Source organism: Planotetraspora sp. GP83 (genome assembly GCF_041262585.1).
Classification (GTDB): Bacteria; Actinomycetota; Actinomycetes; order Streptosporangiales; family Streptosporangiaceae; genus JAOEGB01.
This window is the reverse complement of sequence record NZ_JBGCBZ010000008.1, coordinates 256035-272308: the sequence shown is the minus strand read 5'-3', so window position 1 is coordinate 272308 and position 16274 is coordinate 256035. Positions and strand designations below refer to the sequence as shown.

At 71.6% G+C, this 16274-nt stretch carries 15 protein-coding genes; 8 read left to right on the top strand and 7 right to left on the bottom strand.

Translation table 11 applies throughout. The annotated features are described in order from the left end of the window. Positions 1–353: 353 nt before the first annotated feature. From ABH927_RS14430 to ABH927_RS14420, 3 genes are read right to left on the bottom strand one after another with little or no spacing between them, the layout of a single operon-like run. The gene (locus ABH927_RS14430; RefSeq protein ID WP_370021664.1) at positions 354–1283 is read right to left on the bottom strand and encodes a RecB family exonuclease; all 930 of its coding nucleotides are present in this window, start codon (positions 1281–1283) and stop codon (positions 354–356) included. 6 nt (positions 1284–1289) lie between these two features. Beyond that, entirely contained in the window at positions 1290–1997 is a 708-nt protein-coding gene (locus ABH927_RS14425) for an MBL fold metallo-hydrolase (RefSeq protein WP_370021662.1), read from the bottom strand. Between the two features lie 41 nt (positions 1998–2038). Beyond that, positions 2039–2680, bottom strand: coding sequence for a DUF6758 family protein (locus ABH927_RS14420; protein ID WP_370021661.1), 642 nt, complete (start codon positions 2678–2680; stop codon positions 2039–2041). Between the two features lie 71 nt (positions 2681–2751). On the opposite strand from ABH927_RS14420, the gene ABH927_RS14415 reads away from it, so the two are divergent. Continuing rightward, positions 2752–3156 carry an NUDIX hydrolase gene (locus ABH927_RS14415; RefSeq protein WP_370021659.1) on the top strand — a complete coding sequence of 135 codons (405 nt, stop codon included), beginning with the start codon at positions 2752–2754 and terminating at the stop codon, positions 3154–3156. Between the two features lie 271 nt (positions 3157–3427). Here ABH927_RS14415 and ABH927_RS14410 read toward each other — a convergent pair whose 3' ends face one another. Both ABH927_RS14410 and ABH927_RS14405 read right to left on the bottom strand, forming a co-directional pair. Then, a complete protein-coding gene (locus ABH927_RS14410; protein ID WP_370021657.1) occupies positions 3428–6043 on the bottom strand; it encodes a hypothetical protein in 2616 nt (871 codons plus the stop codon). A 1194-nt stretch (positions 6044–7237) separates the two neighbouring features. Further along, positions 7238–8449, bottom strand: coding sequence for a type II CAAX prenyl endopeptidase Rce1 family protein (locus ABH927_RS14405; RefSeq protein ID WP_370021656.1), 1212 nt, complete (start codon positions 8447–8449; stop codon positions 7238–7240). A gap of 170 nt (positions 8450–8619) precedes the next feature. Between ABH927_RS14405 and ABH927_RS14400 the strand changes: the two genes are divergently transcribed. Both ABH927_RS14400 and ABH927_RS14395 read left to right on the top strand, forming a co-directional pair. Beyond that, positions 8620–9342 carry a hypothetical protein gene (locus ABH927_RS14400; protein WP_370021654.1) on the top strand — a complete coding sequence of 241 codons (723 nt, stop codon included), beginning with the start codon at positions 8620–8622 and terminating at the stop codon, positions 9340–9342. A gap of 16 nt (positions 9343–9358) precedes the next feature. After that, entirely contained in the window at positions 9359–9910 is a 552-nt protein-coding gene (locus ABH927_RS14395) for a DUF6529 family protein (RefSeq protein ID WP_370021652.1), read from the top strand. Positions 9911–9935: 25 nt separating this feature from the next. On the opposite strand, the gene ABH927_RS14390 is transcribed toward ABH927_RS14395, so the two are convergent. Then, on the bottom strand, positions 9936–10877 hold the full coding sequence (locus ABH927_RS14390; RefSeq protein WP_370021651.1) for a CoA ester lyase: 942 nt from the start codon (positions 10875–10877) through the stop codon (positions 9936–9938). A gap of 322 nt (positions 10878–11199) precedes the next feature. On the opposite strand from ABH927_RS14390, the gene ABH927_RS14385 reads away from it, so the two are divergent. After that, positions 11200–11817 (top strand): biotin transporter BioY, encoded by a 618-nt coding sequence (locus tag ABH927_RS14385; protein ID WP_370021650.1) that lies wholly within the window; start codon positions 11200–11202, stop codon positions 11815–11817. A gap of 181 nt (positions 11818–11998) precedes the next feature. After that, entirely contained in the window at positions 11999–12367 is a 369-nt protein-coding gene (locus ABH927_RS14380) for a hypothetical protein (RefSeq protein WP_370021649.1), read from the top strand. On the opposite strand, the gene ABH927_RS14375 is transcribed toward ABH927_RS14380, so the two are convergent. After that, positions 12312–13268, bottom strand: coding sequence for a DMT family transporter (locus tag ABH927_RS14375; protein WP_370021647.1), 957 nt, complete (start codon positions 13266–13268; stop codon positions 12312–12314). The two genes, ABH927_RS14380 and ABH927_RS14375, sit on opposite strands and share 56 nt — an antisense overlap. 87 nt (positions 13269–13355) lie before the next feature. Here ABH927_RS14375 and ABH927_RS14370 point away from each other — a divergent pair, with 87 nt between their 5' ends. From ABH927_RS14370 to ABH927_RS14360, 3 genes are all read left to right on the top strand, one after another. Then, the gene (locus ABH927_RS14370) at positions 13356–14561 is read left to right on the top strand and encodes a magnesium transporter MgtE N-terminal domain-containing protein (RefSeq protein WP_370021646.1); all 1206 of its coding nucleotides are present in this window, start codon (positions 13356–13358) and stop codon (positions 14559–14561) included. Continuing rightward, entirely contained in the window at positions 14558–15025 is a 468-nt protein-coding gene (locus tag ABH927_RS14365) for a DUF1003 domain-containing protein (protein WP_370021644.1), read from the top strand. Before ABH927_RS14370 ends, ABH927_RS14365 begins: the two co-directional genes overlap by 4 nt. Before the next feature lie 65 nt (positions 15026–15090). Further along, positions 15091–16230, top strand: coding sequence for an Mrp/NBP35 family ATP-binding protein (locus ABH927_RS14360; protein ID WP_370021643.1), 1140 nt, complete (start codon positions 15091–15093; stop codon positions 16228–16230). Positions 16231–16274: the final 44 nt, after the last annotated feature.

The window sequence follows — 16274 nt, the reverse complement described above, 5'->3', positions numbered from 1 at the left end:
AGACTTCTCCCGCAACGGGACTCCTGATGATCTTCTGGCTTGGTCGCAAGATGATCTATCAGAAGTCCCGTTGCTTCGTCATCAGGGCTTGACGGCCGGCCGATCAGTTAAATGCAACGGCGTTGTGGGGTTCCCCAGATCGTGATCATGCATGGATTCCGCCGTATGCGGTCTGATCAGGGCCGGCACCGTTTGTGATCATGCGGCGTCTGTCCGCCGGGCGCACCCTCGTCGTGCATGATCACGCCGCACAAAGCGCCAGGTAAGACGGCGCGCGCGGGAACACGTGCATGATCACGCGGCAAGGTTGGGGGGAAGGGGCTTATACCTTCTTTTCTTGCTTGACCGGCGCTCTAGACGGAGCCGGCCGTGTCGAGCTCGGCGGCGAGGCCGTCCCACGGGAGGCGGTCGGGGGCGGCCGCCCGCCCCTCCGGGCAGTGGCGCCGGAAGTCGCACCAGGAGCACACCGGCCCCGGGCTGGGCGGGAAGAGCGCGTCGATCTCCGGCGGGACCTGTGCCGGACCCTGTGCTGGATTCCGCTTCGGGACCTGCGCTGCCGTACGGCTTCCGCTGCGGCCGGCCCAGGCGCGGTAGGCCTCGTCGGCGGCGGACGCCTCCAGGGCGATCTCCTCGGCCCTGCGGAGATGGCGGCCGAGCGACTCGTCGGTGTGCTCCCACTCGATGACGGCCCCGGTGGGCAGGTGGTGGAGCTCCACCCGGTGGGAGGCCCGGTGCATCATGCGTGACGCCGCGATGGCGTAGATGGCGAGGGCGATCGAGGACCGGGCGTCGTCGGTCGTCAACGGCCGGCGGCCGGTCTTGTAGTCCACCACGACGAGCTCGTCGCCGCGCCGGTCGAGCCGGTCCACCCGGCCGGAGACCGCGATGACCGCCGTCCGCGTGGCCACCGTGCGCTCGACGCCGACCGGGTCGTCCGAGGGATCAAGAGTCTTGACATATCCGGACACCATCTCGCGGGCGCGGTCGCGCCATAAGGCCGACTGCTCCTCGTCCCGGTAACCCTCGGTGATCCAGCCGTTCGTCACCAGGATCGCCGCCATCAGCGGCGTGCGGCGCTCGTACGGCTCCCGCCACCATCCCGCCAGGGCGTTGTGAACCGACGCTCCAAGGCTGTTGTGGGCCCACGCGGGGCCCTTCTGCGGGGCCGGGCGGTCGAGGTAGGTGAAGCGATACCGCCGGGCGCAGTCGAGCCACGAGTTGAGGCGTGACGGCGTGCACGTGTAGAGCCGCCTCGGCATGCCGTCGAGGCCGAGCTGCTCCATCGTCCCCTACTCGTCGAGGTCCAGCTTGATGCCCGACACACCGGTGCCGTCCACCAGCGGCGGCGGCTCGGGCGTGACGGTCCCGGTGAGCGACCCGGCGAGCCAGCTGTCGAACTGCGGCTCCAGATCGCCGATGAGGCCCTCCTCGCCGTGGGCCGGCAGCACCCGGGTCTCGTGCGGCAGCGTGAACAGCCGCTCGCCGATGGAGGTGAGCTGGTCGGCGAGCGCGGGATACTCCCCGCCGAGCTTGCCGGGGCCGTCCATCAGCAGCGTCTTGCCGGTGAAGACCGCGCCGAGCTCCTCGCAGTAGAGGGAGACGCCGCCCTGGGTGACGCCCGGGGTCGCCAGGACCTCCAGCTCGACGTCGGCGACCGCGAACAGGCCCTCGTCCTCCATGTCGATGTCGGGCCAGGTGTCCTCCCAGGTCTGCCGCCACAGGCGCTTGTCCTTGGGGTGAACGGCGATCACGGCCTCGTCCTTGGCGGCCACCTCGATGGCGGCGCCCACGTGGTCGGGCAGGCCGTGGGTGCAGATGACGGCGAGGATCTCGCGGTCGCCCACCTTCTCCAGGATCTTCTCGGCGTCCCGCGCCGGGTCGATGACGATCACCTCGTCGTCGTCGCCCACGATCCAGGTGTTGTTCTCGACCTTGTGCTCGGCGTCGTCGATCTCGACGAGGCCGGAGGTCACCACTCGTTCGATACGCGCTGTCACGGCTCAGAACCCTACTATCCTCAGCGGATCAGCCGGGCCATCTAGCTCTCCCCGTTCAGGCGGGGGGAGAACGCGCCGAACGGCAGGTCCAGTGCCTGGTCCTGGTCGCGCAGGTCACGGAGCGAGAGATGGGCCAGTGCGATGAAGCACCCGGCCTCGGCGGGCCACGCGATCGTCCAGAGCCAGTTGCCGAGAGCCTCCCCGACGTAGACCGCCCGGTCGCCCGGCACGCTCCCCGCGCACCACAGGGCCGTCGGGTGGCCACGAGCGTCGATCTTCGCGTGCGGCGGTCCGGCGTCGAACCCGGCGCCGGGATCCGGGCCGTGAAGCCCCGCGAGGGCGGCTCCGAGCCCGACTCCGGGCTCCTCGGCGACGAGCAGCATGTCGGCGGGACCATGGGTGACCGACGGGCCGGTCAGGGCGACGACGCTGGCCCTGGCCCCGCTGCGCTCGTCCCCCACCTCGGCGAAGCCCGTCACCAGCCAGCCCGGCGGCAGCGGCCACGGGATCCACACGGGGACCCGGGCGGCCTGGCACAGGGCGTCGGCGGCGGCCTGGGAAGGGCGCCGGGGAGGCTGGAAGGGCAGGACGTCCCCGTGCTGGTCACAGCGCCAGGCACTCGACCAGACGCTCGGCTCGTGCAGCGGCCCGAAACACCGCGGACACGTGGGCGCGGTTCTCACAACTACTCACGGTGCTGCGGGGAGCCGCCCACGTCAAGGACATACTCGTTATCGAGCCGTAATCTTGGCATGTGCGGGTCATCAGATGTGTCGGGGCGATCGTCGCGGACGGGGACGGCAGGCTCCTGCTGGTCCGCCGGGGACGCCCTCCGGGAGAGGGGCTCTGGTCGCTGCCCGGCGGCAGAGTGGAGGCGGGCGAGACCGACGCGGAGGCCGTGCGCCGCGAGCTACGCGAGGAGACCGGGCTCGACGTGGCCGTCGGCCCCCTCGCGGGGACCGTCGAGCGTCCCGGGCCCGGCGGCGTGACCTACGAGATTCACGACTACCTGGCCACCGCCCCAGACGGGCCGCTCCGCGCCGGTGACGACGCCGCGGACGCCCGCTGGTGTCACCCCTCCGATCTCGTACGGCTCCCGCTGACCGACGGCCTCCTCGACGCCCTGTCGAGCTGGGGGATCATCGATCCCCCGGGCTAGCGAGCCGGCCAGCCAACCGTCGCCGTGATCATGCAGGGTTTCCCGGGAAGCCCAGGGACGTGGGATTTCCCAGGTCGTGATCATGTATCGATTCCGCGGCAGGCGGTCTGATCAGGGCCGACACTGTTTGCGATCATGCAGTGTCTGTCCGCCGGGCACACCCGACCTCGGCCGCGCGGATCGTCGTGCATGATCACGCTACACAAAGCGCCAGGTGGGACGGCACGCACGGGAACATGAATATGATCACGCGGCAGGTCTGGGCGAGGATTCATCGATCTCCGGTCGTGACCGAGCTGCGCCAGATCGTGAGGTGATCGTCGGCATAGGTCGTCGAGCGGCCGATCGCGAGCACGCGGCTCCCCGAGACGGCCACCGTGCCGAGCCACTGGGCGCCCGGGCCGCCCAGGCCGTCCTGGGTGAGCGTCTGCCGCGTCCAGTCGAGGCCGTCCTCGGAGATCCACGCGGCGCTGTCGCCCTCGCCCGCCGGCCCGTGGGACCCGACGGCGACCAGTCCCTGGCCCGTGACGGTCAGGTCCAGCACCACCGCGGCCTCCTCGGCGGGCAGCCAGCCGTACTCCCAGTGCGCGCCGTTGTCCGTGGAGACGGCGGAGAACGGACGGACGCCGTCGTCGGTCATGGCGGTGCCGACCGCCACGACGCCCGACTTGGTCGACACGACGTGCCGCAGGCCCGCCGAGCGCGCGTCCGCGGGGACGACCCGGCTCTTCGACGTCCAGTTGAGGCCGTCGGGCGAGACCCATACGACGCCGGTCTCCCGGTCGGCCGTGCCCGACCCGCCGACCGCCATGAAGCCGGACGGCGTGGCGGTGACATCGCTGATGCGCACGCCCGCTCCCCCGGCGGGCATGCTGCCGGGCGCCGAGCGGGTGAAGCGCTTGAGGTCCGGGCTGAACCAGAGGGCCGGCAGCGTTCCGGTCGCGCCGCGGTCCTCACCCGCGAGGACGTAGCCCTTCCGCCCGGCCGTGACGACATGGGGCGCCAGCAGGAAGTGCCCGGCGGGGACGTCCATGGCCGGGCCCGGCCTCCAGGTCCTGCCGTCCGCCGAGGTCACGAGCAGCGGCCGGGTGACCGCCGGGTCGGTCATCGTGCCGCCGACCGCCAGCCACCCCTTGGAGCCGTGCGCCACTCCGCTCAGCGCCTGCCGGCCGGGGCCGCCGAGCAGGTCGGGGAAACCGGCGTCCTTCCAGTTGGCCCCGTTGTTGCCGCTGGTCCAGATCGCGGCGTCGCCGTTGGCCGAGCCGACCGCGACGAACGCGCCATCCGCGGCCGCGACGTCGGCGGTGTCCCTGGCGAGGCGGTTCAGCCCCGCGATGGCCTCCAGTGGTACGGCCCTGGCCGACTTGCCCTTCTCCGCCGCCATGAGAACCGGCAGGTTCTCCACGTCACCCGGGCCGCGCTTGTCACCGCCCGCCACGAGCACGCCGGCGTCGGTGATGGTGAGCCCCCGCAACGTGCCCGGGATCTCGCCCAGGTCCGCGCTCTTGGTCCACTTGTGACCGTCGTCGCTGGTGAAGACGGCGTACTTCTCCCAGGCCGACTCGGTGACGGCCGCGATCCCCGCCGCCGACGACGCGAGCCCGCGGACGCCCGTGCCTTCCGTGCTGAGGTGCCCGATGACCCCGCACTGGCTCCAATGGGCGCCCTCGGGCGAGCAGTACACGCTCACATCCCCGGCCGCCGACTTCTGCCGCGTCGGGACCAGGACGAATCCGCTCTTGGTCGCCACGAGCGCGCCCGGCTCCGGCCGCACGTCAGCGAGCGCCGCGGCCGCGCGCAGCCAGCTCCGGCCTCCGTCGTCCGACCGCAGGATCACCGAGACCGTGTCGCCCGATCCGGGATCGGCCAGCGCCACCACCTGGTTTCCGCGCGCGACCACCGCCCGCATTCCCCGCACCTTGTCCGGCGTGCCGATCTGGTCGGTGTCCACCCTCGACCAGCTCTTGCCGTCGGGCGAGACCCAGGCCACCGGGCCCGCCGTGCCGTCCCCCAGAATCGTGGAGCCCACGGCGACGAAGCCGGTGGAGGTCCTGGCGAGATCGGCGATCCGGTCCTGGCTCCAGAAGGCGGTGAGCCCGGCCGGGTCGACCGCGGTCCATGATCTGCCGTCCGTGGACACCCACATCCCCCGGGCGGCCGGACCGGCCGACCCGGGTGCGTCGGTCCCGACGGCCAGCCAGCGTCCGCCGCCCCCGGTGACCCGGCCGACGGCGCCCGCGCTCGGCTCGTAGCCCGCCGGGCCCGCGACCCGGCCGAGCTGCCAGTCCTTGCCACCGTTCGGGGAGACGAGGAACAGCGGCCTCGGAAGAGGGCTTGTGGTGTCGCTTCCCACCGCGACGACCGTCGAGCCGACCGACGTGATCGCGTTGAGCACCTGGCTGGAGCCGTTGCCGGGCAGGCCGGGCGCGGCGAACGCGGCGTCGCCCGACTGGCCGTCCCCGGCCGCCAGCCGAAGGCCCGTCGTAGACGGGGTTTTGGCCCAGTTGACGACCCCCACGCCCAACAGGCCGGCCGCGACCAGCACCAGCGCGATGAGGACCGGCGTCACCAGCCTCCCCGGCCGGATGCGGCGCGGCGGGAGGACCCGCCGGTGGCGGCGCGTCCCGCCCGGCGGCCCAGTGGCCACCAGCACGTCGGGTTTGGCCGGCCTGCCTCCCGGTGGACGCCCGATCCGCTGCACCGGCTCCGGAAGGGGCTCTTCCAACTCCCCCGCGGCCGGCTGGTGCGCCGATCGATCCCCCGGCTGTCCCGGCCATCCCGCACCCGGCTCGTGCCCCGGCTGGTCCGGCTGGTCCGGCCACCCGGTGCCGGGATGGTGGCCCGGCCACAGTTCCTGTTCGGGCTCGGCCGGGATCTCCGGGCGCATCCGGATGCCGCCGGAAGAGTCCTCGGCACGGTGACGCGGCCCCTGCCCCGGCGGCGGGCTGATCCAGGACTGCTCACCCCCCGATGAGCCGTGCGATGCGTCCCGGGAGGGGCCGCGTGAAGGATCGCCCCAGGACTCACGGGAGGGATCACCTGCGGAGGTGTCTCCCGGGGAGCCGTGGGAGGGGCCACTCGAAGCGTCGTCGCGTAACGGGTCGCGCGAGGGGTCGCTCGAACCGTCGTCGCGTAACGGGTCGTGCGAGGGATCGCTCGGAGGATTGCGTAAGGGGTCGCGGGAGGGGTCACGCGGCGGGTACGGCGAGCGGCGCCCCCTTTTGGAGGGCACCGTCGCCTCGGGGTCTTCGCTCGGGGCACCGGACGGCGTTCCCGGCGGGCCGGAGGCGACGAGCTTGTCCGGCCGGTTCACCAGCCGCCGCGGTCTGCCGCCGGCCGATTCGCCGGCGCCCGGCTGAGCCTCCGAAGGGCCGCCGGGCTGCTGCGCACGGCTGTGGCGAGGCTCCGACGAGCCGTACGGCGCGGAGTAGGGCCGCCGCCCGCTGCGCGGGCCGTGCTCGGTCTCAGGCCCAGGCCCGGACGAAGATCCGGAAGCGGACCCACGCGCGGCCCCCTGCCCGGAGCCGGACGCGGCCCCGGGCGCAGAGCCAGGCACAGAGCCGGGCACAGAGCCGGGCACAGAGCCGGGCACAGAGCCGGGCGCGGCACCGCCGACAGGCCCGGACACGGGCTCGGGCGCAGGATGGGGCGCGGATCCGGGGGCAGAACCGGATGCGAGACCGGGGGCGCCATCTGGCTGGGATCCGGGGGCCGGGTCTGGCTGAGGCGACCAGGTGTGCCAGGGAGCCTCAGCGTCTTCCGGCTCTTCGGAGTCGTCTGGGACGGGCGCGCCGAACGGAGGCAGGGCCCATGGGGAGGGTCCCGGTGGGGAATGGTGCAGCGCCGGAGGCGACGCGTGCTGCGGCGGGGACTCCTCCTGGCTCTGGTCGTCGGCGGCGTGCCGGCGGTCGCGCTCGTGGGGGCCCGAGGACACGCCAGTACCTCCTACCTCTGGCCCAGAGGGGTTGTTCCGGACCGTTCCACCTCTTGTACGGCAAAGCGGACGCGATCATTTTGATACCCCATCACCATCCCAGAGCAACACGGGAACGCCGACGCGAACAGACCTCTCTAGTCAGATTTATCGGGAGACCGTCTGAATTGCCCTCTTTCGGGCGATTATTACTACGGCAAAGCCGTACACGGCGAACTGCACGACCGTCCCGGCGATGGACTGCCACGGCAGCGCGCCCTGCTGGAGGGCGCTCCCGAGATCGCCGGAAGCGGCGGTGAGGCCGAACGCCACCACGTTGTTGGTCACGTGCAGCGCTATGGGCGCCTCAAGTCCTCCGGTGCGGATCGCGAGCCAGCCCATCAGGACTCCGAATCCGAAGACGTATCCGATTCCCCAGTCGGTGTAGCCGTGCAGCGCGGCGAAAGCGGCCGAGCCCAGGAGGATGCCCGGCCACGGATTCCTCAGATAGGCCCCGAAGGCCTGGAGGATCCAGCCGCGGAAGATGTACTCCTCGGCCGCCGCCTGGAAGGGGACAAGCAGGAGGATGACCACGATCGCGGGCAGGAAGCGGTCCCACCCGCCCCAGCTGTACCCGGGGTCGGCCCCGGTCAGCACGAGCGTCACCGTCTCCGCGACCTGCGCCAGCGCGACCGCCACGACGGCGACCAGGACGCACGTGCCCAGCCAGCCCCAGCGGAGCCTGAAGGCGACCGACGAGAGCGTCCCCGGCGGTCGCCGCTGGATCAGCCACGCCGCGCCGTACACGAGAGGGATGGCGAGAGCGAGCAGTCCAAGCTGGAAGCCGAGGTCCAGGAGGGGGTCGGTGAAGAACCGCGTGCCGTCCCGCGCCAAGGACAGGCGGACGATCACGGAGAGGAGCGAGGCGGCCAAGACCACCGCGAGCGACACGACCACGAATCCCGCCACGATCGCCAGTGAGCCGACGATCGGCCGCCACCAGCGATGCACCGCCGTACGGGCCAGCCGGTCATAACGGGCCCCCGGAGGCGGCGGCACCGCCCACGGCAGCCGCGCCGGCGCCTGCCACGGGTAGGCCGCCCCCGGGTACGGCGCCGGCGGATAAGACGCCCCCGGGTACGGCGCTCCCGGATGGGGGGCCCATGGATACGGCGACTGCTCCGGATACGGCTGGCCCTGCTGAGGCTGCCCGGGATACGGCTCCCCCTGAGGGGATTGCGCCCCGTAGGGCTGGCCCTCATGGGACTGGCCCCCGTACGGCTGGCCCGGCTGGGGCTCGGCCGGGTGATGAGGCCGAGCCGGATGGTGCTCCGGCGCTTGCGGGTGCGGCCAGGCCCGGTCCGGCTGTGGTTCGCTCATGGGTCCATTGTTCGCAACGGCTCCTCGGCCCAGCGCGATGCCCCTGCCATGTGCGTGGCAGCACTCCCCTCCACGTCTCCTGTCGTGTGCGTAGAAGTTCACAGACGCCAGGCGGCGAAGGGAGTTCACTCGGGACAGCACCCACCGAAATCATCCCAGGAGCACGCGAAATGAGCCGGCTAGGACCCATGTACACGCTGGCCGCGGGCGCGGTGATCGCCGTCGCCCTCGGAGCGGCCAGCTTGAAGGCGGCCCCTGTCATCCAGCAGGTGGCGGCGCAGGAGGACACGTCGCAGACGGCGTCTCCCGCCGAGGCGTCCGCGAGCGCCGCCCCCGAGGCCTCCGCGACACCCGTTCCAACACCCACCGCGACCAAAGCCGACACCGCGACGGCCGTCGCGACGCCTGCCGACACGACGCCGAAGAAGGTCGACTACGCGGGAGTCGCCCAGGGCAACGGCGGCCTCGTCGCGATCGCCGTCCGGAACGGCAAGGCGGTCGCGTACTTCTGCGACGGCCACATCGAGGCGTGGCTGAAGGGCACCGCCGAGAACAACACGATCACCCTCGAAGGCAAGGACTCGCTGATCACGGCGGCGCTGGGCGGCGGCAAGGCGCAGGGCAGGCTGCAGGTCGGTCACGCGAAGTGGCGGTTCGTCGCCCCTGTGGTGAAGAAGCCGTCCGGCCTCTACCGGGCCACTGCGATCGTCCGCGGCGCGAAGATCGTCGGCGGCTGGATCGTCCTCCCGAACGGCCAGGAGGTCGGGCGTGTGGCGATCGGCGGCAACGGCGAGCCCGCTCCCCGGTTCACGCCGGGCAGCCCGCTCGACTACTACGGGATAGCGCTACGACCGCGGGACCCCGACTCCTTCATCGACGAAGTCACCCCCTGACCGCCTGGAGCCCCCCATGAACGACACCCACGTCACCCCCAAGCAGAGCGTCGCCCCGCTCCTCGTTCCGCTGCTGGTCGGCGGCCTGGTCGCCGTCGCGCTCGGCGTGTACGGCAAGGCGCACGCCCCCACCGGGTTCGCCATTGGCGTGGCCGGGTTCTCCGGGCCGCTGGCCATGAAGGCCTGGCTCACCACCGGCGCGGCCCTCCTCGCGATCGTCCAGGTGCTGTCCGCCATGGCGATGTGGGGCAAGATCAAGGTCAGCGGAGGCTGGGTCGCGCCCCTGCACCGCTGGTCGGGCCGGATCGCGTTCCTGCTGACGATCCCCGTGGCGTTCCACTGCCTGTACTCGCTGGGCGCCCAGTACGACGTGCCGCGCGTGATGATCCACTCGCTGCTCGGCTGCTTCTTCTATGGCGTCTTCACCGCGAAGATGCTGGCACTGCCCCGGCGCGGCCTGCCGGGCTGGACGCTGCCGGTCCTCGGCGGCCTGGCCTTCACCGCGCTGATCGGCCTCTGGCTGACCTCGTCGTTCTGGTTCTTCACCACGATCGGCGTGCGGTTCTGAGGCGCTCGTGCCAGATCACGCATGATCACGCCGAGGGTGGGGTGAAGGAGGTTGTCCGGGGGAGGGCGGCGGCGCGGCCCTTGGCGGCGACCACGAGCGCCATCTTGCGCGAGGCCTCGTCGATCATCTCGTCACCGAGCATGACGGCGCCCCGCTTCTCGACCGTCGTGTAGTACTCGTACGCGTCGAGGATGAGCTCGGCGTGGTCGTAGTCCTCCTGCGACGGCGAGAACACCTCGTTGGCCGCCTCCACCTGCGAGGGGTGCAGCACCCACTTGCCGTCGAACCCGAGGGCGGCGGCCCGGCGGGCCACCCTGCGAAAGCCGTCCAGGTCGCGGATCTGCAGGTACGGCCCGTCGATCGCCTGGAGGTCATGAGCGCGGGCGGCCATCAGGATCCGCATGAGGATGTAGTGATAGGCGTCGCCCTCGCCGTACCCGGGCGGCTGCTCCCCCACCACCAGCGTCCGCATGCCGATCGAGGCCATGAAGTCGGCGGGGCCGAAGACCAGCGTCTCCAGCCGCGGCGACGCGCCCGCTATGTCGTCCACGTTGACGAGCCCCCGGGCGTTCTCGATCTGGGCCTCGATCCCGATCCGGCCCTCGGGCAGCCCGGTGGCCCGCTCGATCTGGCCCAGCAGGGTGTCGAGCCAGGCCACGTGCGAGGCGTCCTGGACCTTCGGCAGCATGACGCAGTCGAGCCGGTCCCCCGCACCCTCGACGACCTCGATGACGTCGCGGTAGGTCCACTCGGTGGTCAGGTCGTTCACCCGGACGACGACGGTCTTGCCCGTCCAGTCGCCCTCGCGGAGCGCGCCGACGACGTTCTTGCGCGCGTCCTCCTTGGCGCCGGGGGCGACGGAGTCCTCCAGGTCGAGGAACACCTCGTCGGCCGCCAGGCCCTGGGCCTTCTCCAGGAACCGGGGGTTGCTTCCGGGCACCGCGAGGCAGGAACGTCGAGCACGCATGGCCACACGCTAGCGAGGCCCGCCCGCCCGCCGCATCCGGGGTCGCGCGCGACACCGCCGTCCGCAGGCGCCCGTTCGCAGGCGCCCGTTCGCAGGCGCCGGTCGCAGGCGCCGTTCGTAGGACCGCCACAAGCGCCGCACGCGGAGCGGCCGTCTTTCGTCTGTACGGCAGGCCAGCCCCTGTCGATTCGCTACAAATCAGGCCAAGTGTTCTTGGCTCCGCCCTCGTACGGCTTTCGCCCCAGCTGCCGAACAATGGACAGCGGCAAAGGATCCTCCGCGCTGGGACAGACGGAGGCAACGAGTGAAAAGGGAGCCAGCGATGGCCAACGCCGCCACGGGGGCCCGCCCCGCCGTACTGTCCGACCTCATTCCCGCCATCCCCGGAGCCATCCCCGGAGCCATCCCCAGAACGGCGCGGGCCCGCGTCCGTGACGCCGCCCTGATCGTCGCGGGCGCCGCGTTGACCGGCCTCGCCGCGCAGCTCAGCGTGCCGGTGCCCGGCTCCCCGGTTCCGGTGAGCGGCCAGACCTTCGCCGTCGTGCTGGTCGGGGCGGCGCTGGGCCTCAACCGGGCGGCGCTGAGCATGGCGTTCTACATGATCGTGGGCGTGGCCGGGGTGCCGTGGTTCGCCGGGGGCAGCCACGGCTTCGGCGGCGCGACCTTCGGGTACGTCGTCGGGTTCATCGCGGCCGCCGCCCTGGTGGGCTGGCTCGCCGAGCGCGGCGGCGACCGCACGGTGGCCCGCACGGTCGGCACCATGGTCCTCGGCAACCTGGTGATCTACGCCTTCGGGCTGCCCGTGCTGATCGCGGTGACGCACATGGACCTCGGGACCGCCCTCATCGAGGGTGCCGGGAAGTTCCTGGTCGGCGACGCCCTGAAGATCGCCATCGCGGCCGGCCTCCTGCCCGCCGCCTGGAGGCTGACCCGTCGCTAGATCTCGTCCGGGGAGGCCGGCACGCGGTCCCACATGAGATCCGCGGCGGCCTTGTCGTAGCCGGGCAGGCCGGGCTCGGCGAAGAGGTGACCGACCGGAGCCGGGGTAGGTGTGAACGTCGCACCTCGCCCCGGCTCGCCGTACGGCGTCCATGAACTCGGCCGTGTGAAAGGCTGTCATCATGAGCCTGCCGCTGATCGAAGAGGGCGCGAAGAAGTCCGGCATCCTGTGGATCGCGCTTCCCTCCGGCAGGCGGCTGGCCTGGCACGCGTGGCACGACGGCGCGATCTACGTCGTGACGGGCGGCGGCGAGCAGGACCTGCCCGGCCTGGCGGAGGCCGCCGAGGTCGAGATCATTCTTCGCAGCAAGGACAACGGGGCCGAGCTGGTCCGGTTCCCGGCCTCCGTCGAGGTCGTCGACCAGGCGGAGGCGGCCGAGGCGGTGGCCGTCCTGGCCAAGGAGCGCCTCAACGCCCCCGACGCGGCCGGCCTGCTCAGCCGCTGGGCCGCCCACTCGGCAGTCGTACGGCTGACGCCTCGGGAGCGGTAGCCGCGGCGGGCGAGAGCCGTACGGTCACGGACTGGGCGATCAGGGCGCCGGTGAGCACGATGACCCCTCCGGCGATCTGGGCGGCGCCGAGGTGCTCACCCAGGAGGACCCAGGCGATGACGGCGCCCGCGATGACCTCCACCGACGCGACCGTGGCCCCGACGGCCGCCGACAGGCGGCGGACGGCGGTGACCCCCGTGACATACGCCGCGACGGTGGCGATCAGGATCAGCCAAACCGTGGCGCCGAGCACCGGCAGGGTGTGGCCGCCGAGGGTGGCGGCCCCGGCGAACGCGGACCAGGGGATCTGCCACGGCCGGGAGATCGGCAGGAGGACGACCGCCGAGCCGGCCATGCCCCACGTGATGAGGCCCAGCGTGTCGACGTCGTCCGAGAACGAGTCGCTCAGCAGGAAGTAACCCGCGCAGCAGGCGGACGCGATCACGGCGAGCAGGAGCCCGAGGGCGTCCAGCCGCAGCCCCTCCCAGACCTGCACGACGATCGCCAGGCCGACCACCGCGATGAGCGCGCCGAGGTAGGCCGTTCGCGGCAGCCGTACCCGCCGGACGAACCGCACCCAGAGCGCCACCATCACCGGCGAGGTGTACTCGATGAGCAGCGTGACGCCGACCGGCAGCCGTGTGATGGCGAGGAAGAACAGCGCCTGCACGGCCGCCACCGCGACCACGGCGTAGGCCGCGAAGAACAGCAGGCGGTCGCGCGGGATGCGCAGGGCGCGCGGGCGGACGATCGCGAGCACGACGAGGAGGATCAGGCCCGCTCCGGCCATCCGGACCCAGACGGCCTCCAGCGGCGTGAGTCCGGCGGCTCCGAGATATTTCGCCATCGGACCCGAGAATCCGAAGCACAGGGCCGAAACGACCGCGATCCCCAGACCCACAGCCTTCACCGTCCATGTAATTACTGTTGAAGGCTTTTGATCCTGTCATATCAGCAAGTTGCTCGCATCTCCGCGTAACCTGACAGCGTGGATCGGATCTTCGTAGCCCGGCTGGCCGGGCTCGCGGTCTTCGATCCGGCCGGAGACAAGATCGGCCGGATCCGGGACGTCGTGGTCTCGCTGCGCGGCCCGCTGCCGCCGCGGGTCCATGGTTTCGTGGTCGAGGTCCAGCCACGCCGCCGGGTGTTCCTGCCGATCACGCGCATCACGAGCATCGAGGCCGGCGCGGTCATCTTCACCGGCAAGCTCAACATGCGCCGGTTCGAGCGGCGGGACGCCGAGACGCTCGCCATCGGGGAGATGCTCGACCTCGGCGTCGAGTACAAGGGCGAGCCGGTGACCGTGCACGACCTCGCCATGGAGCAGCCGCAGCCCTCCGAGTGGCTGATCTCCAGGGTGGCCGTCCGGCGCGGGTCCCGGCGCAGGGGCGAGACGCTCATCGTCGACTGGGACGAGGTCACCGGATTCGGGGTCACCCAGAAGGACCAGGGCGCGGCCAACCTGCTCGCCGCCTTCGAGACGCTGCGCCCGGCCGACCTGGCCAACATGCTGCACGAGCTGCCGCGCAAGCGGATGGCCGAGGTCGCCTCCGCGCTCGACGACGACCGGCTCGCGGACGTGCTCGAAGAGCTCCCCGAGCGCGACCAGGTGATCGTGCTCAGCCAGCTCCACCGGGAACGCGCCGCCGACGTGCTGGAGGAGATGGCCCCCGACGACGCCGCCGACCTGCTCCAGGAGCTCCCGAGCGACCAGGCGGAGTCGCTGCTGCGGCTGATGGTGCCCGAGGAGGCCGCCCCGGTGCGGCGGCTGCTGACGTACGACGAGGACACGGCCGGCGGCATGATGACCACCGAACCCGTGGTCCTGCCGCCCAACGCCACCGTGGCGGAGGCCCTGGCGCACATCCGGCAGCGGGAGCAGACCCCGGCGGTCGCCGCCCAGGTGTACGTCACCCGGCCGCCCACGGAGACCCCGACCGGGCGCTTCCTGGGCGTCGCCCATTTCCAGCGGCTGCTCAGAGAGCCGCCGTCGACGCTGCTCGGGGCCGTGATAGACATCAGCGTGGATCCGATCAGGCCCGAGCTGACCGTCACGGAGGTGGCGGCCTACCTCGCGACGTACAACCTGGTCGCGATCTCCGTCGTGGACGAGCTCGGGCGGCTGCTCGGCGCGGTGACCGTCGACGACGTGGTCGACCACATGCTGCCGGCGGACTGGCGGGAGAGACATTGACCGAGCGCCTCGACCAGCCCCGCGAGCTGACCACCCGCTTGCGGCCGTACTACGACCCGGAGGCGTTCGGGCGGCTGTCGGAGCGGATCGCACGGTTCCTCGGCACGGCCCGCTTCATCGTCTACATGACCGTGTTCGTCGGAACCTGGATCCTGTGGAACGCCCTGGCGCCCTACAAGTTCGACCCGTACCCGTTCATCTTCCTCACGCTCATGCTGTCGCTCCAGGCGTCGTACGCCGCGCCGCTGATCCTGCTCGCGCAGGGCCGGCAGGCCGACCGCGACCGGGTCCAGTACGAGCAGGACCGGATGACGGCCGAGCGCGACCAGGCGGAGATCGAATATCTCACCAGAGAGATCGCGGGCCTGCGCATCGCCCTCGGCGAGGTCGCCACCAGGGACTACATCCGATCCGAGCTCCAGCGGCTGCAGGACGAGCTCGGCGGGAAAGCCACCTCCCCGTAACCGGGCGCGGGAACGTGCCCCACCCAGTGGTCAGAGGACCTCGCCTGAGTCCATAGCATGGATCCATGGCACCATCCCCAGAACTGGTAACGGCTGCGCTGGCGACGGTCAACGATCCCGAGATCCGCAGGCCGATCACCGACCTTGACATGGTCAAGAGCGTCGACATCTCCCCAGACGGGGTGGTGCGCGTCGGCGTGTTCCTTACCGTCGCGGGCTGCCCCATGCGGGACACCATCACGCGCGACGTCACCGCCGCGGTCTCCAAGCTCGACGGCGTCACCCGTGTCCACGTGGACATGGACGTCATGAGCGCCGAGCAGCGCAAGACCCTGCAGACCAAGCTGCGCGGCGACAGGGGGCCGGAAAAGGAGATCCCGTTCGCCAAGCCGGGGTCGCTGACCCGCGTGTTCGCGGTCGCCAGTGGAAAGGGCGGCGTGGGCAAGTCGTCCGTCACCGTCAACCTCGCCGCCTCGATGGCCGCCTCCGGTCTGAAGGTCGGCATCGTGGACGCCGACATCTACGGCCACTCGGTGCCCCGCATGCTCGGCATCAGCGATCGGCCGACCAAGGTCGAGGACATGATCATGCCGCCGGTGGCGCATGACATCAAGGTCATCTCGGTCGGCATGTTCAAGCCCGAGGGCAACACGCCGGTGGTCTGGCGCGGCCCGATGCTCGACCGGGCGCTGCACCAGTTCCTGGCCGACGTCTACTGGGGCGACCTCGACGTCCTGCTCATGGACCTGCCCCCGGGCACCGGCGACATCGCGATCTCGGTGGCGCAGCGGATGCCGTCGGCGGAGATCCTGGTCGTCACGACCCCGCAGCAGGCGGCCGCCGAGGTCGCCGAGCGGGCCGGCTCGATCGCGGCGCAGACCCACCAGCAGATCGCGGGCGTCATCGAGAACATGGCGTGGCTGCCCTGCCCGCACTGCGACGAGCGGATCGCGGTCTTCGGCGAGGGCGGCGGCCAGACGGTGGCCGACGCGCTGACCCGCACGCTGGGATCCCGGGTGCCGCTGCTCGGCCAGGTGCCGATCGACCTGCGGCTCCGCGAGGGCTCGGACGAGGGCAAGCCGCTCGTCCTGACCGACCCCGACGCGCCGGCCGCGGCCGAGTTGCGCCGGATCGCGGCGGGCCTGAGCAAGAAGTCCACCAGCCTCAAGGGCCTGAAGCTGGACATCTCACCCGCCCGGCACTGAGGACTAAGCCGCCGCTGAGACCCGGCCCCGCTGAGACCCGGCTG